The organism is Algoriphagus halophilus (assembly GCF_041729275.1).
GTDB lineage: Bacteria > Bacteroidota > Bacteroidia > Cytophagales > Cyclobacteriaceae > Algoriphagus > Algoriphagus halophilus_A.
This window is the reverse complement of record NZ_CP146486.1, coordinates 4,743,648-4,762,864: the sequence shown is the minus strand read 5'-3', so window position 1 is coordinate 4,762,864 and position 19,217 is coordinate 4,743,648. Positions and strand designations below refer to the sequence as shown.

The 19,217-nt window shown below is 39.8% G+C and carries 27 protein-coding genes; 9 read left to right on the top strand and 18 right to left on the bottom strand.

Features of this window, described 5'->3' with window-relative positions; all coding sequences use genetic code 11:
• Position 1: 1 nt before the first annotated feature.
• From V8V91_RS25595 to V8V91_RS25580, 4 genes are all read left to right on the top strand, one after another.
• Positions 2–502: a hypothetical protein gene (locus tag V8V91_RS25595; protein ID WP_373397864.1), complete on the top strand. Its 501-nt coding sequence runs from the start codon at positions 2–4 to the stop codon at positions 500–502.
• Positions 499–750, top strand: a complete 252-nt coding sequence (locus V8V91_RS25590; RefSeq protein WP_373397863.1) for a hypothetical protein — start codon at positions 499–501, stop codon at positions 748–750. The genes V8V91_RS25595 and V8V91_RS25590 overlap by 4 nt, the downstream gene beginning before the upstream one ends.
• Positions 751–760: 10 nt before the next feature.
• Positions 761–1,123 (top strand): preprotein translocase subunit SecG, encoded by a 363-nt coding sequence (gene secG, locus V8V91_RS25585; protein ID WP_074223568.1) that lies wholly within the window; start codon positions 761–763, stop codon positions 1,121–1,123.
• A 164-nt stretch (positions 1,124–1,287) separates the two neighbouring features.
• A complete protein-coding gene (locus tag V8V91_RS25580; RefSeq protein WP_373397862.1) occupies positions 1,288–2,214 on the top strand; it encodes a sterol desaturase family protein in 927 nt (308 codons plus the stop codon).
• A 23-nt stretch (positions 2,215–2,237) separates the two neighbouring features.
• On the opposite strand, the gene V8V91_RS25575 is transcribed toward V8V91_RS25580, so the two are convergent.
• Together V8V91_RS25575 and V8V91_RS25570 are read right to left on the bottom strand one after the other, a co-directional pair.
• Entirely contained in the window at positions 2,238–2,588 is a 351-nt protein-coding gene (locus V8V91_RS25575) for a hypothetical protein (protein WP_373397861.1), read from the bottom strand.
• A gap of 3 nt (positions 2,589–2,591) precedes the next feature.
• On the bottom strand, positions 2,592–2,948 hold the full coding sequence (locus V8V91_RS25570; RefSeq protein ID WP_373397860.1) for a hypothetical protein: 357 nt from the start codon (positions 2,946–2,948) through the stop codon (positions 2,592–2,594).
• 215 nt (positions 2,949–3,163) lie between these two features.
• On the opposite strand from V8V91_RS25570, the gene groES reads away from it, so the two are divergent.
• From groES to V8V91_RS25555, 3 genes are all read left to right on the top strand, one after another.
• The gene (gene groES, locus V8V91_RS25565) at positions 3,164–3,442 is read left to right on the top strand and encodes a co-chaperone GroES (RefSeq protein WP_074223565.1); all 279 of its coding nucleotides are present in this window, start codon (positions 3,164–3,166) and stop codon (positions 3,440–3,442) included.
• A 37-nt stretch (positions 3,443–3,479) separates the two neighbouring features.
• Positions 3,480–5,111 (top strand): chaperonin GroEL, encoded by a 1,632-nt coding sequence (gene groL, locus V8V91_RS25560; protein WP_205644697.1) that lies wholly within the window; start codon positions 3,480–3,482, stop codon positions 5,109–5,111.
• 169 nt (positions 5,112–5,280) lie between these two features.
• Entirely contained in the window at positions 5,281–5,676 is a 396-nt protein-coding gene (locus V8V91_RS25555; RefSeq protein ID WP_373397859.1) for a response regulator, read from the top strand.
• Between the two features lie 180 nt (positions 5,677–5,856).
• Here V8V91_RS25555 and V8V91_RS25550 read toward each other — a convergent pair whose 3' ends face one another.
• The 9 genes from V8V91_RS25550 to V8V91_RS25510 form a co-directional block, all read right to left on the bottom strand.
• Entirely contained in the window at positions 5,857–7,362 is a 1,506-nt protein-coding gene (locus V8V91_RS25550) for a S10 family peptidase (RefSeq protein ID WP_373397858.1), read from the bottom strand.
• Between the two features lie 71 nt (positions 7,363–7,433).
• Positions 7,434–8,711, bottom strand: a complete 1,278-nt coding sequence (locus V8V91_RS25545; protein ID WP_373397857.1) for an amidohydrolase family protein — start codon at positions 8,709–8,711, stop codon at positions 7,434–7,436.
• Positions 8,712–8,757: 46 nt separating this feature from the next.
• Positions 8,758–9,165 carry a GNAT family N-acetyltransferase gene (locus tag V8V91_RS25540; RefSeq protein WP_373397856.1) on the bottom strand — a complete coding sequence of 136 codons (408 nt, stop codon included), beginning with the start codon at positions 9,163–9,165 and terminating at the stop codon, positions 8,758–8,760.
• A 12-nt stretch (positions 9,166–9,177) separates the two neighbouring features.
• Complete coding sequence (locus V8V91_RS25535) at positions 9,178–9,459, bottom strand: GNAT family N-acetyltransferase (protein WP_373397855.1); 282 nt, start codon at positions 9,457–9,459, stop codon at positions 9,178–9,180.
• A gap of 142 nt (positions 9,460–9,601) precedes the next feature.
• Positions 9,602–9,892, bottom strand: a complete 291-nt coding sequence (locus V8V91_RS25530; RefSeq protein ID WP_373397854.1) for a VOC family protein — start codon at positions 9,890–9,892, stop codon at positions 9,602–9,604.
• A gap of 16 nt (positions 9,893–9,908) precedes the next feature.
• Entirely contained in the window at positions 9,909–10,094 is a 186-nt protein-coding gene (locus tag V8V91_RS25525; protein WP_373397853.1) for a hypothetical protein, read from the bottom strand.
• Positions 10,095–10,099: 5 nt separating this feature from the next.
• Positions 10,100–10,267: a DUF2116 family Zn-ribbon domain-containing protein gene (locus V8V91_RS25520; protein WP_373397852.1), complete on the bottom strand. Its 168-nt coding sequence runs from the start codon at positions 10,265–10,267 to the stop codon at positions 10,100–10,102.
• Positions 10,268–10,351: 84 nt separating this feature from the next.
• Positions 10,352–11,503 carry an aminotransferase class V-fold PLP-dependent enzyme gene (locus V8V91_RS25515; protein ID WP_373397851.1) on the bottom strand — a complete coding sequence of 384 codons (1,152 nt, stop codon included), beginning with the start codon at positions 11,501–11,503 and terminating at the stop codon, positions 10,352–10,354.
• Positions 11,504–11,613: 110 nt separating this feature from the next.
• Entirely contained in the window at positions 11,614–12,120 is a 507-nt protein-coding gene (locus V8V91_RS25510) for an N-acetyltransferase family protein (protein WP_373397850.1), read from the bottom strand.
• A 270-nt stretch (positions 12,121–12,390) separates the two neighbouring features.
• On the opposite strand from V8V91_RS25510, the gene V8V91_RS25505 reads away from it, so the two are divergent.
• Entirely contained in the window at positions 12,391–12,726 is a 336-nt protein-coding gene (locus V8V91_RS25505) for an arsenosugar biosynthesis-associated peroxidase-like protein (RefSeq protein WP_373397849.1), read from the top strand.
• A 3-nt stretch (positions 12,727–12,729) separates the two neighbouring features.
• Entirely contained in the window at positions 12,730–13,782 is a 1,053-nt protein-coding gene (gene arsS, locus V8V91_RS25500; protein ID WP_373400816.1) for an arsenosugar biosynthesis radical SAM (seleno)protein ArsS, read from the top strand.
• A 26-nt stretch (positions 13,783–13,808) separates the two neighbouring features.
• On the opposite strand, the gene V8V91_RS25495 is transcribed toward arsS, so the two are convergent.
• The 7 genes from V8V91_RS25495 to V8V91_RS25465 all read right to left on the bottom strand — a co-directional run bounded on the left by V8V91_RS25495 (position 13,809) and on the right by V8V91_RS25465 (position 19,208).
• On the bottom strand, positions 13,809–14,402 hold the full coding sequence (locus tag V8V91_RS25495; RefSeq protein ID WP_373397848.1) for a GDSL-type esterase/lipase family protein: 594 nt from the start codon (positions 14,400–14,402) through the stop codon (positions 13,809–13,811).
• Complete coding sequence (locus tag V8V91_RS25490) at positions 14,321–14,620, bottom strand: SGNH/GDSL hydrolase family protein (protein ID WP_373397847.1); 300 nt, start codon at positions 14,618–14,620, stop codon at positions 14,321–14,323. Before V8V91_RS25490 ends, V8V91_RS25495 begins: the two co-directional genes overlap by 82 nt.
• Complete coding sequence (locus tag V8V91_RS25485) at positions 14,617–15,567, bottom strand: SGNH/GDSL hydrolase N-terminal domain-containing protein (RefSeq protein ID WP_373397846.1); 951 nt, start codon at positions 15,565–15,567, stop codon at positions 14,617–14,619. The genes V8V91_RS25490 and V8V91_RS25485 overlap by 4 nt, the downstream gene beginning before the upstream one ends.
• Positions 15,568–15,724: 157 nt before the next feature.
• Positions 15,725–16,303: a YdeI family protein gene (locus tag V8V91_RS25480; protein WP_373397845.1), complete on the bottom strand. Its 579-nt coding sequence runs from the start codon at positions 16,301–16,303 to the stop codon at positions 15,725–15,727.
• A 111-nt stretch (positions 16,304–16,414) separates the two neighbouring features.
• Positions 16,415–16,624 carry a hypothetical protein gene (locus tag V8V91_RS25475; protein WP_373397844.1) on the bottom strand — a complete coding sequence of 70 codons (210 nt, stop codon included), beginning with the start codon at positions 16,622–16,624 and terminating at the stop codon, positions 16,415–16,417.
• Positions 16,597–17,853, bottom strand: a complete 1,257-nt coding sequence (locus V8V91_RS25470) for an alpha-L-fucosidase (protein WP_373397843.1) — start codon at positions 17,851–17,853, stop codon at positions 16,597–16,599. Before V8V91_RS25470 ends, V8V91_RS25475 begins: the two co-directional genes overlap by 28 nt.
• Before the next feature lie 146 nt (positions 17,854–17,999).
• Complete coding sequence (locus tag V8V91_RS25465) at positions 18,000–19,208, bottom strand: hypothetical protein (protein WP_373397842.1); 1,209 nt, start codon at positions 19,206–19,208, stop codon at positions 18,000–18,002.
• Positions 19,209–19,217 lie beyond the last annotated feature (9 nt).

The window sequence follows — 19,217 nt, the reverse complement described above, 5'->3', positions numbered from 1 at the left end:
ATTGAACGCGGCACAGTTTATAGAATTAATCAATAAATCAGGAACTCCTAGCAGAAGTGACTTATTGTCTCTGAAAAAAATTCAGGAGAATTTCCCGTATTTCCAGATTCCTCATGTACTGGCTGCCCGTTATGAATATAGCAAAGATCCAAAAGCTCCCTCTGAATCTTTGGGATATGCTGCTATTACCAGTCCTAATCGTGTTTGGTTAAAGGAATTAATTGAGCGTGAGGTAGATGCCAGCCCAAGAAATTCCCAAAAAGAAGAACTCCTGCCTGAAGATGTCAAAACGTCCAAAGACCCGAATCAACGAACAAAATCCCTTTTACAGCTAGGAGAAAATCTAAAAGGTCAAAAGGTTGAAGCTGAAGCGGCAGAAAAGCCTAAAGCAAAACCTGTCCGGAAAAGGAGAAAATCTCCGAATGATGATTTGATCGAGACGATCAAGAAAAAGGAAAAAAGGAGATTCTCGATTCCAAGAAAAGAGAGCAAATTGACTTGATCAAAGCATTTGGCAAGAAAGAGATCAAACTTGCAACGATCAAAGAGATTGAAGCCAATCAAAATAATGAGAATCTTGCTGCAAGTAGCACGGAAATAAATGACGACTTATTATCTGAATCCTTTGCAAAGCTGTTGGTTAACCAAGGGAAAAAGGCCAAGGCAAAGAAAATTTATGAGAAATTGATGTTGAAATTTCCGGATAAAAGGTCTTACTTTGCGGACTTGATCGAAAAACTGAAAGAATAATCACTACTATATGTTTACTTTATTAATCACCGTAATCCTGATTTTGGCAGTGCTTTTAATACTTGTCATCTTAGGTCAAAACTCAAAAGGTGGCGTTGGAGCAGCTTTCGGCGGCAGTGCATCCCAAATCATGGGAGTTACTCGTACCGGAAATGTGCTAGAAAAAGCTACTTGGGTTTTAGCAGTTTCTATCTTGGTATTATCATTGGCATCTTCTGCTTTTTATTCAGGAAGCCAGCCAAATCAATTTTCTTCTCCTAACATTGAAAGTGCCAAGCAACAAGTTGTTGCCCCTGCATTTGGAGAAGATGAGAGCTTACTCCCTACTGAGTCAACTCCTGCTACAAGCGAAGACACAACTGGAAATAATTAATATTTTCGTCAACAAATGTTAAGTCTGCCTCAAAAAGGCAGACTTTTTTGTTTTAGGACTATAGAAATCGTAATTTCTAGCCTAGTCACCAAATTCTGGTCTTCGATGATTCGTTTTTGAGCTACCAGAATCATTCAATCACCCTATTCATTTTCGGATTATTTATGAATTCTAAACCGATAAGTATAGAAGACTTACATCTTGAAAATTGGCCTAATCTAATCCTTTGGGCTGCCCCAATTATGTTCTTACTTGTATTCATAGAGTGGGGAATCAGTGCCTATCAAAAAAAAGATGCCTATAGTACCAAAGATTTCTTCGCTGCTTCCACCATTGGGCTGGTCAATGTGGGGATCAGTGCATTGATAAAAGTAGCGACCTTTGGGTCTGCTTTATTCTTCTACAACATTTCTCCTTTTACCATCCCTTTAACCTGGTGGTCTTTTCCGCTATGTTTTGTAGCCATCGACTTTGCCAGGTACTGGGCTCACCGAGTAGCTCATGAGCAGCGCTTTTGGTGGGCAACTCATATTACCCATCACAATTCATCCAAATACAATTTATCTGTTTCGTTCAGGTTGGGCTGGACTCAACACATCAAAGTGATTTTCTTCTTCCCAGTTATGTTTATGGGATTTAATCCCTTTGTCTTCTTTATCTGTCACCAGATCGCTGTGTTGTACCAATTTTGGATTCATACAGAGTATATCAAGAAATTACCCAAAGTGATAGAGTTTATTTTTACCACTCCTTCCCATCACCGCGTTCATCATGCCAGTGACGAGCATTACTTGGACAAGAACTACGGCTCCACCTTTATTATTTGGGATAGGATGTTCGGAACCTTTATGCCTGAAGCAGAAAGGCCAACTTATGGGATTACTAAACCAGTCACCTCCTACAACCCTATATACCTGGTCTTTCATGAATGGGTAGACATCTTCAGGGACCTTAAAAAGGCCAATAACTTCCAAGAGGGCTGGAGAATCTTATTCGACAAACCTGGTGCTGAGGTTATTGCTTCCCGTGAAAAAGCAGAACTTCCAAAGCAAGAAAAAGCTACGCTTGAAGAAGAGGAGGTATTAGCTTAGTAACTTCATCCTTTGAAGGTCCCTTACTTGGCAACATGCTGTAAAAGCAATCTTTTACTGATAGGAATCAAGGTTTCCTCCATTGGGAAATCTTGAGCACTATGCACTCTCCAAGTTGCGGGGTTTGGAAGCTCCTTCACCTCACGGATCAATTGCAATTTAATCCTCTCCAAGGTATTGACAATGGTTTTTTGAAACACCCCAACGAGCCACATGCTTACGCTTCTAAACTTCTCTCCTGCTAGTTGAAGTAAGTTGGATTGATATTGGTAAGCATGGATGTCTGCTCTGTTTTCTTTGGAAACCAGGATAAATCCTTCTTGGGTGTAAATGGGCATAATTCCCACCGGCTCAAATTTGACCTGACTCTCCACATGCTAATAAATCTCTTTTCCTTTGTGAATTTGCTGAGAAAATAATGGGAGTGCGTATTCGGTGATATTTGCTATTTCCTGCATCAATTCGCCTTCATTTTCCCGTGGTTGATAATGGATTTTGGCGTTTTGGACATCGATTGATGAAATAGCTTTAGGAAAAAGACTTTTCATCTCTGATTTTCCCTTTTTCAAATCATCCAAAAGCCGATGGTGCTCAATCAGCTCCCCTAACACCGGGTAAAGCTTGGCTGCGTCAAATTGTTGATTGGTTTCCTGTAAGTATGCCAGAAGTTGATATTTCTTATACTCAAAATCAATTAATCCTTCGGCAATCCAGTTTTTTGGCAATGTCTTCATAGGATATAGGTTTACCAAAAAATACTAAAATCTGACATAAAAACTGACAGTTTTGGAAAAATTGACAGTTAATTTTTTGAAATCTGTCGCATTGAAGAAGGAAGCTACCTGACATTTACAGCCGATTTGTCAGCCTTTTTTAAATATCTGGTACTGGCACAGGAAGTGCTAATAGCCATATGCATTTTAATCTAACATTTAAACAAATACATAATATGTCAAACGTGAACATCAAACCTCTTGCAGATCGGGTTTTGGTACAACCAGCTGCAGCCGAAGAGAAAACCGCATCCGGACTTTATATCCCGGATACTGCTAAAGAAAAGCCTCAAAAAGGTACTGTAGTAGCAGTGGGTAATGGTAAAAAAGATGAGCCCTTGACTGTTTCAGTAGGAGACACCGTATTGTACGGAAAATACTCTGGTACTGAACTGAATGTAGATGGCAAAGATTTTCTTATCATGAGAGAGTCTGACATTTTCGCTATCCTTTAAGCAATCACCAAAACGTTAACCTAAAAAATCAAAAAATATGTCTAAAGAATTATTTTTCGACACAGATGCTAGAGATCGCCTGAAAAAAGGTGTTGACGCATTAGCTGACGCAGTAAAAACCACATTGGGACCAAAAGGTCGTAATGTAATTCTAGATAAGAAATTCGGTGCACCAACAATTACTAAAGATGGTGTTTCTGTTGCAAAAGAGATTGAGCTTGCTGAACCAATCGAAAACATGGGTGCTCAACTAGTTAAAGAAGTAGCTTCCAAGACTGCAGACAATGCGGGTGACGGTACTACTACTGCAACTGTATTAGCTCAGTCCATCTTCAACGTAGGTATCAAAAACGTTGCTGCTGGTGCTAACCCAATGGATTTGAAAAGAGGTATTGACAAAGCGGTTACTGCCGTTGTTGCCAAATTGAGAGAGAACTCTAAAGAAATCTCTACTTCTAAGGAAATTGCTCAAGTGGCTACCGTATCTGCCAACAATGACGAAGAAATCGGTAACATGATTTCTGACGCAATGGACAAAGTAGGTAAAGACGGTGTGATCACTGTTGAAGAAGCAAAAGGTACTGAAACTGAAGTTAAAACTGTAGAAGGTATGCAGTTTGACAGAGGTTACCTTTCTCCATACTTTGTGACCAACACAGAGAAAATGGAATCTGAATTGGAGCAGCCATACATCTTGATCTATGACAAGAAAATCTCTTCCATGAAGGAATTGCTTCCAGTTCTTGAGCCAGTAGCTCAGTCTGGTAAGCCTTTGGTGATCATTTCTGAAGATGTAGACGGAGAAGCTTTGGCAACTCTAGTTGTGAACAAAATCAGAGGTGCACTGAAAGTAGCTGCTGTGAAAGCTCCAGGTTTCGGTGACAGAAGAAAAGCCATGTTGGAAGATATCGCTATCTTAACTGGTGGTACTGTAATTTCTGAAGAAAGAGGCTTCAAGCTTGAAAACGCTACTGTTGACATGCTTGGTAGAGCTGAAAAAATCAACATTGACAAAGACAACACTACTATTGTAAACGGTGCTGGCGATGCCAACGCGATCAAAGGACGTGTTTCTGAAATCAAAGCTCAAATTGAGAAAACTACTTCCGATTACGACAGAGAGAAACTTCAAGAAAGATTAGCGAAGCTTTCTGGCGGTGTAGCAATCCTTTATATCGGTGCAGCTACTGAAGTAGAAATGAAAGAAAAGAAAGACCGTGTAGACGATGCATTGCATGCTACTAGAGCAGCCGTTCAAGAAGGTGTTGTTGTAGGTGGTGGTGTTGCTTTGATCAGAGCAAGCGAAGCACTAGCTGATCTTAAAGGTCTGAACGAAGATGAGGACACTGGTATCAATATCATCAGACAAGCAATCGAATCTCCATTGAGAACTATCGTATTGAACGCTGGTGGTGAGCCATCTGTGGTAATCAACAAGATCAGAGAAAACTCTGGAAACTTCGGTTACAATGCACGTACTGACAAATATGAAGATCTATTCTCTGTAGGTGTAATTGACCCTACTAAAGTGACTAGATTGGCACTTGAAAATGCAGCTTCTATTGCAGCATTGCTACTTACTACTGAGTGTGTAGTAGCTGACGTGAAAGAAGATGCTCCTGCAATGCCTCCAATGGGTGGCGGAGGAGGAATGGGTGGAATGATGTAATTCCAACCCCTCAAATAAGGAAGGAGACTGAATCAGTCTCCTTTTTTATTTATCTGAAAATTAGAGGCTAGTCATATTTAATTATAAAAAAGGGTCAAAATACTTTTTCTAGGATATGGAATAATTGTATTTTGCTGATAATACCCAACCGAATACTTTAAATCGTTCAATGATTCACTTCGACGCCATTTTTCTCGTGGATGATGACCCCATCAATAACCTGATCAATAATAGGTTATTAAGCAAAGTTGAAGTTTCGGAAAATATTGAGGAATTTCTTGAAGGGCAATTTGCTATTGAACGAGTCTCGGAAATCCCTTCACATAAAAAAATACTGATTTTTCTGGACATCAATATGCCGGTAATGAATGGCTGGGAGTTTCTGGAAATCTATCAAGAAAAATTCCCTGACAGGAACAATAAAATCGTCATACTTTCCAGCTCCATTGATTTTCAAGATCGGCAAAAAGCAGAAGAATATAGCATTGTCTCTGGCTTTCTTGAAAAGCCTCTTACGCTTGACAAAATCAAACTACAACTTACCCAATACGAAGAAGAAGGTTAATTGATCGCTGGATTCATTTCCAGCAGTTTTGGCCTCTTGTTTATTCCCTGAAAAGAAATTATTCAAAAGCTTAAGATAAAAGGCAATAGAAGCTATTCCATTGGTTTTTTTTATAGAAAAAATAACCAGCAACCTATTCCATTTTAACAGTTCATGGAAACAGGCTGCTGGATTCCATTTTTATTTTCTTAAAGTATCAGAAATAAAATCCTTTAGATCTGCTCTAAATTTGGCTGCGGAAGGCAAATGAGTGTACATCATATGTCCAGCTTCATAATAGGTCATTATAATTCTATCAGTGGCTGATTTTGGCAATCCTAAATGAGAAATAGAATGCTCTACCCCATAAAAAACTGTGGCTAAATCATAGTAACCATTCATGATCAACACTTTCATATTTGGATCTTTACTCAGCGCATCAGCCATATCAGGAAGGGTAGTAATCGCACCAGTTGTTCCCCAATATTGGTTTCCGCTATGGGACCAATCCCATTTAAACCCATCTTTACTATAGGCAGAAGGAGCATACATCAAATCCTTACTTACTCCCAAAGCTCCATGGAAGTAATCCAAGAACAAACTAGTATACGCTGGAGAAATCGCATCACTTTGAGGATCTGTAAAGGCAGACATTGACAATGGATCCAAATTGATCCCTTTATACCTGGAATCCAATCTACCTACTGTCATTCCTTCATCTCTTAGAAGTTCCTGAAAGGTCTCCCCTGCATTCAATTTTAGATCAGCTCTTTTCCAGATCTCCGCATCAATTCCCGTATAACCTTCCAGCTTTTGAGCAATGGAATTCTTCTCCGTATCAGAAATGGTATTGCCTTTAAATAAAGCGGGAGCATATTCATTTTCAGTAAACGCTCTAACTTCCTGTACAAAGGACTCTATATCTGCCCCTTTGTTGGTTATTTTATCATGATATCTTGCCGTTACAGCTACAGTGGGTAAATAAGCAATATTTGAAATATCCTCATTTGGAACAAAAAACAGAGTTCTCAAATCAAATACGGAAGAAACCATGATCACCCCGTTCAAAGCATATCCTTGGTTCAATAAATAGCTCATCACACCAGCATTTCTGAAAGTCCCATAGCTTTCTCCCAAAATATATTTGGGTGAATTCAACCGGTCATATTCCTTTAGAAATTGCATAATGAATAAGCTGACGCTTCTGATATCCTGATCTACTCCCCAGAAGTCCTTGCCCGTAGCATCACCGATCGGAACACTTAAACCTGTTCCCACAGGATCCATCATGACTACATCTGCTACATCCAATATGGAGAATTCATTATTGGTAAGCTCATAAGGGCCTGCTTGATTGTAATTTGGGTCGTCTAACACAATTCGTTTTGGACCCATAATCCCCATGTGAAGCCAATAGGAAGATGATCCTGGACCTCCATTGTATGAAAAGATAATCGGTCTATCTTTTTCAGGGTTTTCCTTAAAATAGGCGGTAAAACCAAATAGTGCGATCGGCTTATTTTGTTCATCCTTCAATTCAAAGGTTCCAGCCTTGGCATTTAAGTTAATGGTCTTGCCATCAATCGTAACAGACTGTTTGGATTCAAACACCTGTGCTTTTGGAGTCTCTTTTTCCGTTTCATGCTTTTCCTGGGCAAAAGCAAAACCGGTGACGAGAAATAGGATTAGTACTAATCTTATCTTCATGATTGTTTGATTTAGATTGGTTGATAGGATTTAATTTAAGACATAAAAAGCCCGAATACTCGGGCTTTTAATTATTGTTTGTAGACTTTTCCTTCTTTCATGACAAATACCACTTCATTCATCACAGCTATATCCTGCTCGGGATCTCCATTTACTGCAATGATATCAGCTATTTTACCTCCTTCGATAGAACCCAATTTATCTTCAATGTTCATGAATATTGCATTGGTAATGGTGGCAGCTTGAATCGCTTCCAAATTAGGCATTCCTGCCTCCACCATGTATATAAATTCGCGATAGTTGTCTCCATGTGGGTACACCCCAGCATCCGTCCCGAAAGCGATCTTGACGCCACTTTTATAGGCTTTAGCAAATGTATCTTGGATCTGAGGGCCTATTCTTCTTGCTTTTTCAGCCACAACTGGAGGATAATATCCTGGAACCTCAGCCAATTGAGCAGCAGTCATCCCTGCAGTAATAGTAGGCACATACCAAGTACCCTTCTCTTTCATAAGTGCCATGGTCTCTTCAGTCATCATGGTCCCATGTTCGATGGAGTGAACCCCAGCTTTCACTGCCCGTTGCATTCCTTCATCTCCATGCGCATGTGCTGCCACATGAATTCCAAAATCATTGGCAGTTTGAACAATGGCATCCAATTCGTCTTGTTGAAATTGTGGAGCCGAACCATCTCTAGCTACGGACAAAACACCACCGGTGGCAGTTACTTTGATGACATCAGAACCGTATTTCACGGCTTGGCGCACCGCTTTCCTTGCTTCATAGGGCCCATTAATTACCCCTTGATCTGGTCCTGGATCCCCCATTAAATCTCTTTTAACCCCATTCGTTGGATCTGCATGACCACCTGTCGGAGCAATGGATTTTCCAGCCGTGTAAATTCTAGGGCCATCTACTCTTCCAGTGGCAATGGCATTTCTCAAGGCTATATTCACGCCAGAACCTCCTAAATCTCGAACTGTGGTAAAACCAGCCATCAGTGTTTTTTCGGCAAAAGGGATCGCTTTGTAAGCAATATCAGCTTCATTGTCTCTAAAGCCATCCACATATCTTGTCGGACTTGTCTCTCCTTCAATATGCACGTGCATATCCATTAACCCGGGCATTACGGTACTGTTCTTCAAATCGATGGTTTGATCACTTGCCCCACCAGATTGGTATCCAGCACCAACAGACACAATTTTGTCTCCTTCTACTACAATGGTCTGCTCTGTCAGGATTTTCTTTGTTTTCACATCCACTAATTTCCCTGCGTGGATGTAAGTTTTTTGCGCAAAAACACCAAGGGATAGCATTAATGCTAACCCCGAAAGAACTAATTTTCTCATGGGTGAATGGTTGGTTGGTTAAATTCGGAAGCAGTTTAACAAAAAATCAGGAGAATGGCTCTCCAGTCTTCAATTGATAACATCGCTCATGTAAGTGAAAGCCCAATTTTTGATAAAAACCTTCAGCATCCTCTGCAGCAAACAGGATTAAACGGGCAGTAGGAGCAATTTCTCTTGTTTTAACAAGCATTCCCCTCCCAATCCCTTTTCCTTGATAAGCTTCAATCACTGCTAAATCTGCGATAAATGTCCTGTAACAGAAGTCTGAAATCCCTCTCATAAAACCAATCAGCTTTCCATCCTCTCTTGCAGTAACCCAAAGATTTGCACCTTTCACCATTTGAGCCAGTAATGGAGCATCATCCATGGGCCTACGCCTGGCCAAAGTAGAAGCCTCCAAAACATGGATAAATTCTTCCAATTGGATGATTTGCTCTTGTTGGATAGAAATCATTATCGCAATGAATTAAGTTAAAACGTCTTGTAAGTCTTTGCGTTTCCTAAAAGTAGCTTTCGCAAATGGGCAAAGAGGTAATACCTTGATCCCCTCCTTTCTTACATATTCAACCAAAGCCTCCAATAATTTCGCCCCTATGCCTTGTCCTTTTAGTGTTTCATCTACTTCTGTGTGTTCGATGATCATCTTTTTAGGCCCAGCCATAACATATACCATCTCAGCGAACCTTCTCACCCCTTCTTCCACAAAAAAAGATCCTTTTCTACCATCAAAGTGATGTTGTATTTCCATCGTTAATCTTTCAATTAGCTTTTTGTTTTGTCTTCAACCATGTCATCATAGATCTCATTATTGGGCTCCCAGAGCTCTATGCTATGTCCATCCGGATCCAAAATATGGACAAATTTCCCATAATCATAGGTTTCGATTTTATCTAAAATAGTGACGCCTTTTTTTTCAACTCCTCTACCAATTCCTCTAGATTTTCCACACAATAATTGATCATAAAATCTTTTTCCGAAGGTTTGAAATAGGTGGTATCGTCCTTCATGGGAGACCATTGTAAAAATTCTTTCTTTTCTGGGTTATCAGAACTCCTATATTCAAAAGTGGTCCCATAATCATCCGTATGCAGTCCCAAATGTTTTCTGTACCAATCTTTGGTTTTTGCTGGGTCTTTCACTTTGAAGAAAATACCCCCTACTCCTGTAACGCGCTTTTTCATCCTTATTTAGATTAGATTATTCTTTTCCTTTTACAATCAAAAACCAATCTCCCTCTAGCTCCAAGTACCCGTAATCGTAGCAATAGTAGTATTGATTTCCCTTTTTATTGGTGTACAAATGCGTGAAATATTTAAAATTGAAACCTGCTCTCATTAATTTATCCCTTGGTGATTTGGCCAAACTCTCTCCCTCTGGGATCAAACTTTCTAAAATATTCCGATTCTTTTTTGGGCATGATTAATATTCCGAATCAAATTGGTGGTGATTGCATTTTGCTGGTTGTTGTAATTATTCCTGCAGGAATCATCACAGAACTTCTTATCTACTCTACCTCGTATGGGCTCACCACAATTTAAACAGGTTCTTTTTTCCATGTATTGTTTAAAAAAGTAGACCTGAATCTACTAAATAAAAAGAAAAGTTTAGGCAATTACTTCAGGTGCCCGCTACAATACATTTTACAATTCTCCCCTGATAACCTCTTGCAATTTGGCAATATCCTCCTCGGTGTTGAAGACATTCACTGAAATCCTCAAATTTTCTCCTCTCGCAGATAAATAAACCTGATGTTCATCCAGTTTATTTTTCAGAGAAATCAGATCAAGTTTTTGGGGCAATTTGGGAGCAATCAAATGATAGGCTAAATAATCATCTTTTTCAACCACCCCTCCGATTTCTTCCATAAATTGTCTCAACTGCTGGTTTAACAGCCGAGCATATTCCTGAATTCCTTCAGGTTTCCACACTAGCAATTGACTCAAACTTGCTTTCAACATAGGCATCATAATGAAATTACTAGTTTCACCAACATTGAACCTACCTGCTCCGGCTTGGTATTGAGCTGCATAATCAGATAAAGAACTAAAATTTCGAGCATTAACCCGATTCATCCAGGATTCTTCCAAAGGAATTCCATCTTGAAATTTTTCCCCAATAAAGGCCAAGGCGATGGAATATGGACCAAGAAGCCATTTATAGGTTGCGCAAATCAAAGCATCTATTTTAAACTCTTTCACATCCATGGGCAGTGCCCCAACGGACTGAGTTCCATCCACAATAAAATAAGCCCCTACTTCCTGACACCTTTCTCCAATGGCTTTCAAGTCAAACTTTACCCCGCTCATCCAGTGAATAGAGGAAATTAAAATCACTGCAGTGTCCTGATTAATGCTGTCTAGAATTCGCTGGTTCCAAGAGGCGCCTTTTTGGCCATCGTTTGGATCAGGACCTATAATGACCAATTCTGCACCTTGTTCCTTGACCCAACGCTCCAAGGAAAAATACCCACTTGGAAACTCCTCTTTCACCACAATTGCTTTTTTGCCTTTTCCTCCTGGCACATTGTTCAAAACAGAAGTAAAGCCATAAGAGGTAGACGGAATTACAGCTACTTCATTGGCTTTACAATTTACCAATGAACCAAATGAGTTTCTCACTTCCATTACCCCATCAAAAAAATCATCTTGGGTAAACTCAAAAGGATTTCTTTGCTTGATAATAGATTGAATCCCTGCTTCTTCCGAACTCCCAAGTAATGGGGCACGGTAGGCATTGTTTAAATAGTGAACCCCAGGCTTAAGATTAAACAGGTGTTTTTGACAAGAAAGCATATATACTAAGAATTTATTTTTTACTCGATGAACAAGGATGAGAACCAATTTCCTATCAGCTCATTTTCTAGCTTTGAAATTCCAATTGAAGGTCATCAAAACTCTAACTTTCACAATTTTTTATACATGATATAGGTGTCTACCATCCCAAATTTTTGGTGTCTAAATCCATTGGGAGTCGTTCCTATGATCTCAAAACCAAAATTCTTCCAAAGGTGAATGGCGGCTTGATTGGTACTGATTACACTATTAAACTGAATGGCACGATAACCTTGTGCTTTCGCAAAGGCAAGTGAATGTTCACACAAAACGCTACCTAAACCTTTCCCTTGGTGATCAGGATGAACCATATAGCCACAATTGGCTATGTGATTCCCTAACCCCGTTTGATTCGGTTTAATGAAATACGTTGCTAGAATTTCCCCATTTTCATCTTCCAAAACGAAGGTTTTCATGTAGGAAGCAAACCAATACTCTTTCAATTTTTCTTGAGGGGTATTGGGATCAAAAACATAGGTATCCCCAGTTTTGATCACTTTTGAGAAAATCTCCCAAACTCTATTTTCATCTTGTGCGAAAGTTGATTGTCGAATGCTATTCACTTTGAATTGAAACATGTTGTCTAACAAATCTATCGAAAAAAGGGTTGGCTTTCAGTACCCCTCTTAAAACATAAAACTTATATAAGTCCACCGATCAAAAAATCTCGTAAGTTCGATTACTAATTGAACCATTTTAAAGGATTTGAAATTCCAATCATGTCTTATGAATTGAAGTTTTAAATGAATCAACTGTCAATTAAGAGACAAAAGGAATATTAAAAGAACCGAAATAGCCTTAAAAAGAAAAAACTCTTTAATTCAATTAAAATTAAGCTACCCCTCACCATGCAAAAAACATATTACGATCCTTCAGACTTAAAGAAATTTGGAAAAATCTCTGAATGGAATGAAGAGCTAGGAAGCAAATTTTTCGATTATTATAACAGCGTCTTTGAAGAAGGAGAGTTATCTGCAAGAGAAAAATCTTTGATTGCATTAGCGGTGGCCCATACCATCCAATGTCCCTATTGTATAGATGCATATACAGGAGATGGCCTTCAAAGAGGAATCACCAAAGGCGAGATGATGGAAGCACTGCATGTAGCCGGAGCCATCAGAGGAGGAGCCACGCTTGTTCATGGCGTGCAGATGATGAATAAAGTGAATAAACTGGAAATGTAAATGATGATTCAATCTCTAAATCGTAGGAAGAGTGACTTGGCAAAGGCGGAAAAGCAATTGGAGATTTTATCCCATGGTCCTTTTGCAGCAGGAGAACTTCCTGCTTTTCAACAAAAAATCGCCGCATCAGGACAATTCCCACTACGCCCAAAACCTCTGGAAATCCTGCAGATCAATGTGGGCTATATGTGTAACCAGGTTTGTAAACATTGCCATGTAGACGCGGGACCAGATCGAAAAGAAATAATGACCCGGGAAACCATGTCCCAATGCCTGGAAGTATTAAAAAGTACCTCAGCGCACACTCTAGACTTAACTGGTGGTGCCCCTGAGATGAATCCTGATTTTCGTTGGTTTGTAGAGGAAGCAAGTAAAATTGGGGTACAGGATTTTATCGTTAGATCCAATCTAACCATCCTCAGATCCAATAAAAAATACCATGATTTGCCTGAGTTTTTTAAGAACCATAAAATTCATGTAGTCAGCTCCATGCCTCATTGGACCAAAGGGAAAACAGACTCCCAACGGGGAAATGGCGTCTTTGAACTATCAATAGCGGCATTGAAAAGCCTGAATGAGGTAGGTTACGGAAAAGTAGGGACTGGCTTAAAATTAGATTTGGTTTATAATCCTTCAGGAGCATTTTTACCAGGGGATCAGGCAGCTTTGGAAGCTGATTTCAAAAAAGCCCTTTCAGAAGATTTTGGCATCGAATTCAACAACTTATTTGCCTTGGCCAATCTTCCCATCAGTAGGTTTTTGGACTATTTGATAGCATCCGATAATTACGAAGAGTACATGTATACCTTGGTAGAAGCCTATAATCCTGCTACCGTTGCCAATGTGATGTGTACCAACACGCTTTCGGTAAGTTGGGATGGATATTTATACGATTGCGATTTCAATCAAATGCTTCATCTTCCGGTAAAGAGTTCCATCAAACATATTTCAGATTACCAAGAAGGAATACTCCAGGACCGGGATATTGCCATCAGCCAACATTGCTATGGATGTACAGCCGGAGCCGGAAGTAGCTGTCAGGGTAGTGTGTCCTAAGAAAAGGCAGAGCTTTCTGCCTTTTCTCAATTATTTAATCCCTGAATCAATTCCTTTGCGATTAATTGATATCCTTCCTCATTGGGGTGCAAGCCATCTGTAAACAGCGATTCATTCAGCTCCCCTTCTGCGGTCAATAAGCCTTGACCGACTTCTATATAGGTCACATTGGCCAAATCTGCCATTTGAGAAATTTTCAGATTGAGGTGATTTACTTCCTCAACCATTCCTCTTCTTGGTAATATTCCTATCATGATCAGTTCGCTATTGGGCTGTCTTTCTTTTATTTCTTGGAGCAGGTTTGCCAGCCCTTTTACAATCTCCTCCTCACTGTTCAACCCAAGATTATTGGTTCCAATCATCAGGATAATCTTCTCGGCATCAAATCCATCCAGTTCATCATGGTAAATTCTCCAAAGGACATTTTCTATTCTATCCCAACCAAATCCAAAATTTCGTACTCCTGCTGGTTCAATGATTTCTTCCCAGGAAGTTCGTCCATTGACAGCCTTTGACATAGGTTCTCCTCCCCAAAAATTCACAATGGAATTACCAAAAGTAAGATTTCTGGATCTTGCTCTTGATTCATCCTCAAAATCTCCTGATGTCTCTCCTCCCATTTGTAAACTGCAATATCTCTACTTTGGCTAGTAGATACCGTAGTCGAAATGGGTCCTTTTTCTTCGCTCAAAATATCCAGGATCAATTTTTCATAAGCATTTGCATACTCAATCATTCCAAAGTCATTTGGATGAATAATATCTACAAATGAGTCAAATCCCAGGCCCAGTGCTTCTTTTTCTAACAAGAAAATTCCAGTGATCCCCTCTTCCTTCAATGCGAAAAAAGCTTTTTATATTGCTCATTGAGCCTTTTTACATGGTCGAAGTTTTTCATATTGGTCAATGCATCTGCATAGCCCACATGCTCTGTTAATATAATGGGTACATTGGGTCGTTTGGATTTCAATTGTTGGACCGCATCCAAAGTCAATTGATATACATCATGTTGATCTGGACTCAAGTTGGGTAAACAATCTAGGATATAAGCTTTGGCATCAATCTCAGTCAGCAGTTCAATAATTTCTGACTCCATCCTACCGTTCCCAGAAAATCCCAGGTTCAGTACAGGTCTTTCCAGCTTTCTTTCCAAAATATTGGTCCAGGCCATACCAGGTCTAGAAGCACAAGCTCCTTGACAGATGGACGTCCCATATGCCACAATTGGCTTTTCCCTTCTAACTGGTAAAGGCTCAAAAGTAGCTTCTTGCCCCACTCCTATTTCGAGTTCGGTTACTTCATTATAGAGAGGTAAAAACAATTGATATTCCCGGCCAAATTGTGCATACTTTGAACTGGTTTCATTGAGAACAAAAGTGTATTGCGATTCTTCTTTAATGGAATATTTACCCCAAATCCTCAGCCAATCTCCATCATACGATTTACTATACAAATCCAATCCACTCACTCCAGTCGCGGGCATATGTGGCATTGAGACCCCTCTTGAAACCTTGTACCTGACCGCAATGGTATCTGAATTACTCCAGAAGCGAATAGAAAGTCCAGCGGATTGCTTCGAAAGATTCCAAACTGCTTCCCTTACATCACTTTCGGACCTTGCAGGAAGCCTATGGTAAATAGAAGGAACTTCCTCAGCCCATGCTTGTCCTGCTATGACGGGAAATTCACTCTCCTCAGGGTTCCACCATTTCAGTGAGCTTTGCTGCTGTGAAAAGCCTTGGGCGCTTAGGAAAAAAATAAAGATCAGTATGCCTAATTTTCTCATAAAATATTGTTCACAATGTTACACGCTTAAAATGTGGATTTTTACTCAAGTAACTATCCTTTTTAAATGCTTAAAATGAAATAAAGTCAATCTTCCTTATGCATCATGAAGAAATTCGAACGAGGTTGAAAACTTAAATATAGGACTTATCAAAAAATCAATCATTCAAGCCTTTACCCCCAAGAATTTTAGGAATGAATTTTTCCACTCTGGTTTGTCGGGTTTTGGATTGTTTGGCTTGAGAAAAATATAACAAATATCCTCTTTTCCTGCCTGGAGTCAGCTTTTCAAAAGCACTCTTTAAAGAAGCATTCCCTTCTAATCTTTCTTTAAACTCTGAAACCATTTCAAATTCTGAGGTCTTCTTCATGGGCACCTCCAAACCTGCCTTTTCTATTTCTAAGGCCTCCATAACATAGTGCTTGATACTAGGCTTCCACTTTTTTATTTCCTCCAATGACGTAAACCTAAGTTGCCGAGCAGCCTGCACATGTTCTGTCTGCTGTACTAAAATCCCTTCTGAATCTTGGAGTAGGGCTCCTTTATGAAAAAGTAAGGCACAGTATTCCTTAAACCCATGAATCAATACGATATTAGTTCCTTTGAAAGTGTAACAAGGTTTCCCCCATTTAAGCTCTTCCTGCATTCCACATTCTTGCAGGATCTTTCTCATAAAAAGATATTCTTCCTGCCACTTGGAAGGTTTGTCGAAAAATAAATCGAGGCTTTTGATCATGAATTAAATGTAAAGTTCTAAAAATGAATTGTAAACCTAAATGACTAAAAATTAAAAAAGTCAGTGAAAAAATCTTCACTGACTTCTATTCTATACTTTAATAAGAAACAGCTATTCCACTTCATATTTAAAGACCAAGGCAGGAACCTCCGCTAATTTCTTTTGCAAGCTTTTTGGAATGGAAACAACCGTTTTCCCATTTTCTGTCTTCCACTTTAAGGAACCCTTTTCTCCCAAGACCTGGATTTTGCTTCCTTTCTTTGGAGGATTTACAGACCAGGATATACGTTCTCCTAGCTCCTCTCCTTCTTCCAAAGGCAACAGGGCAAAAGTTCTTTTTCTTTTCCTTGGGTGAAATAAAACTCTCCATCCTGAAATGATTCTATGGCTCTGGTATAATAAATCCCTTCTCCATTCACCTTTAGCCAGGCACCGATTTCTTCCAGTCTTTCAACTTGTTCGGGCAAGAATAATCCATTCGCTGTTGGTCCTACTCCCAATAGGAGATTTCCTCCCTTTGCCACAATTTCAATCAACAAATGAATGACTTTTCTAGATGGCTTGAATCGATCATTGGGTACATATCCCCAAGCGCCTCCAAGTGTGATACAGCTTTCCCAGGGATCTGGAGACATGGTAGCGGGAATACCTTGTTCCGGGGTTCTATAATTTTCAAATGGCCCATGTACCGTGCGGTCCACGATCAAAATTCCTTCTTGGTTTTTTCGTACCATCTCTGCCACTTTTGGCATATCGATTTCTTGGCTAAATTCTGGTATAGGAGCACCCCAACTTAATACTTCTTCATTTACTGTGGACTTAGGTCGAACCCATCCTCCATCTAGCCAAAGGATATCTATGTCCCCATAATTGGTGGTAATTTCATTGAGCTGGTTATGGGTAAATTGTACAAACTGGTTCCATCTCCAGGGATGTTTCCGGATATCGTAATTCACATTTCGGTCTGGAGTGGCTCTATAATCCCACCAAAAATATTGGGAATGCCAATCAGGCTTGGAAAAATAAGCTCCAATCATCATCTCCTTGGCTCTAAAAGCATCAAATACATGTTTAGCCACATCTGCTTTTGGGTTGGAACCAAAAGGACCATTGGTGATTTTGTAATCGGTGAATTGGGTATCAAACATATTGAATCCATCATGGTGCTTGGTGGTAAACACCACGTATTTCATACCTGCTTTGGCTGCTGCGTCAGCCCATTGTGAGGGATCAAATTCTGTAGGATTAAACTCCTCCTTTAGGCCCCAATACCATTTTTTATAATCTTCATAACTCTGAGTCGTGTCTTTTCTATTAATCCAATCTTCATTGACAATGCTCCAGGATTCTACAATCCCAGGCACCGCATAAATTCCCCAGTGAATTAAAATACCGAATTTCTGATCTCTCCAATGCTCCAACTTCTCAATTACTTTGGGGTCGGTAGGATATTGGTATTCGGAAGAGGTTGGATGTAATGTGTTTTGGGCATGTGCCCGGAAAGTGATCACCAGGGTAATCACTACCAGCCAAAATGATTTTTGGTTCATAGGTTTTAAAGGATATTCAAAAGAAAATAAAGGGTAAAATTACCGATGGCTAAAGGTAAAATGGAAAGTTAGGGAGCGCAAGAAGAATCCGCTTCAAGTTTCTTATTGCATACTTTTAAATTGAATTAATGATGATTTCTTTCGCTTCAATTGTCCATCACCGCTGCAATACCAATGGCATCTTCCCCTCCACCACTATAAAGTAAATACCATTTTCCGTCAACGTCCTGAAACAATTCCGAATCTCTTAATTGATTCACCTGATTTTCGGCTCCATTTTTTGAGGCCTGAACCGGTAAATTTACTCCTTCCCAATCTAATTCGGGGCGAAGCATTTCTTCATGAGGAAGGGTAGTTTTCCATTCCATCCAATTACCTCTCAAATCCATGGTGGTTCTAAAAATCCGCTCCGGCGCATCGCCTCTACTCGTGTACCAAACCTCTAAAGTATGTCCATCTTTCCTCATTCTAGTGGTAAAATGCCTGGGTGTAGAAACTTCCTTACGTGTTGAGTCAACTGTTTTTATGACTTTCAAATTCAAAAAGACAGGGTTTTCGGAAGTCTTCCCCTCTTCCCAAGCATCTTGCATAGGGCTGTTAGCCGTATTCCAAGGTTTATCCTTGGAAGGTGATTTCCAAATGACCCCATGATTGGTAAATCCGTAAAGTTCATCCTGGTATTCAAAAGTCTTCAAATAGGCATTTGCCAAAATTTGATTGACCATCCCAAAACCGGATGGTCCTCGTCCAACTCCTCCTATCAATTCTTCTTCAGAGATGCTCCCATTAAAATTTAATCCATCATGGGAAACCCCTATAAAGGTTTTTTGTGATTCTGTAGAAAAATTACTACTTCCTTTTCCATTGGAGGGAGCATGTATAAACAGGATGAATTGCTGATTTATGGAATCTAACAAAACATGGGGAGAAGCCACATGACCTTGCATTTTGGCTCCATTTACCCATTCCATTTTATCCTCTGGACCCAAATCCAATACTCCTTTTCCGGGAAAGCTTGGATCTTCCTGATTGCCTGCATTAAAAAGTGTATAGGGCCCCAAAACCGAACTTGACCATGCCATTCGGATGTAATTTCCCTGATGGTGGGAAAAATAAAGATAGTACTGAGCGGAAGGATCTGCACGCTGATCTTTTGTCAACCAATCCGGAATCCTAATCAAACTGGCTCCATTAATATTGTCCGCATCCGAATCGGTAATCCCTTGACGTCCAAACCAAGCTTTGTCGATGATGGCTTTCCCATCATTCAGTCGAACCACTTGTGTATGAATGCCCTTTTCTTGCGCAAAAATGGAGGATACAGATCCAAGCATGATTAGAAAAAGAAATTTCATAATCTTACT

Coding starts and splice junctions, on each gene's coding strand:
- secG (WP_074223568.1), top strand. CDS start 761: ATGTTTACTTTATTAATCACCGTAATCCTGATTTTGGCAGTGCTTTTA.
- V8V91_RS25580 (WP_373397862.1), top strand. CDS start 1,288: ATGAATTCTAAACCGATAAGTATAGAAGACTTACATCTTGAAAATTGG.
- V8V91_RS25570 (WP_373397860.1), bottom strand. CDS start 2,948: ATGAAGACATTGCCAAAAAACTGGATTGCCGAAGGATTAATTGATTTT.
- groES (WP_074223565.1), top strand. CDS start 3,164: ATGTCAAACGTGAACATCAAACCTCTTGCAGATCGGGTTTTGGTACAA.
- groL (WP_205644697.1), top strand. CDS start 3,480: ATGTCTAAAGAATTATTTTTCGACACAGATGCTAGAGATCGCCTGAAA.
- V8V91_RS25555 (WP_373397859.1), top strand. CDS start 5,281: ATGATTCACTTCGACGCCATTTTTCTCGTGGATGATGACCCCATCAAT.
- V8V91_RS25550 (WP_373397858.1), bottom strand. CDS start 7,362: ATGAAGATAAGATTAGTACTAATCCTATTTCTCGTCACCGGTTTTGCT.
- V8V91_RS25545 (WP_373397857.1), bottom strand. CDS start 8,711: ATGAGAAAATTAGTTCTTTCGGGGTTAGCATTAATGCTATCCCTTGGT.
- V8V91_RS25540 (WP_373397856.1), bottom strand. CDS start 9,165: ATGATTTCTATCCAACAAGAGCAAATCATCCAATTGGAAGAATTTATC.
- V8V91_RS25535 (WP_373397855.1), bottom strand. CDS start 9,459: ATGGAAATACAACATCACTTTGATGGTAGAAAAGGATCTTTTTTTGTG.
- V8V91_RS25530 (WP_373397854.1), bottom strand. CDS start 9,892: ATGAAAAAGCGCGTTACAGGAGTAGGGGGTATTTTCTTCAAAGTGAAA.
- V8V91_RS25520 (WP_373397852.1), bottom strand. CDS start 10,267: ATGGAAAAAAGAACCTGTTTAAATTGTGGTGAGCCCATACGAGGTAGA.
- V8V91_RS25515 (WP_373397851.1), bottom strand. CDS start 11,503: ATGCTTTCTTGTCAAAAACACCTGTTTAATCTTAAGCCTGGGGTTCAC.
- V8V91_RS25510 (WP_373397850.1), bottom strand. CDS start 12,120: ATGTTTCAATTCAAAGTGAATAGCATTCGACAATCAACTTTCGCACAA.
- V8V91_RS25505 (WP_373397849.1), top strand. CDS start 12,391: ATGCAAAAAACATATTACGATCCTTCAGACTTAAAGAAATTTGGAAAA.
- arsS (WP_373400816.1), top strand. CDS start 12,730: ATGATTCAATCTCTAAATCGTAGGAAGAGTGACTTGGCAAAGGCGGAA.
- V8V91_RS25495 (WP_373397848.1), bottom strand. CDS start 14,402: ATGGGAGGAGAGACATCAGGAGATTTTGAGGATGAATCAAGAGCAAGA.
- V8V91_RS25485 (WP_373397846.1), bottom strand. CDS start 15,567: ATGAGAAAATTAGGCATACTGATCTTTATTTTTTTCCTAAGCGCCCAA.
- V8V91_RS25480 (WP_373397845.1), bottom strand. CDS start 16,303: ATGATCAAAAGCCTCGATTTATTTTTCGACAAACCTTCCAAGTGGCAG.
- V8V91_RS25470 (WP_373397843.1), bottom strand. CDS start 17,853: ATGAACCAAAAATCATTTTGGCTGGTAGTGATTACCCTGGTGATCACT.
- V8V91_RS25465 (WP_373397842.1), bottom strand. CDS start 19,208: ATGAAATTTCTTTTTCTAATCATGCTTGGATCTGTATCCTCCATTTTT.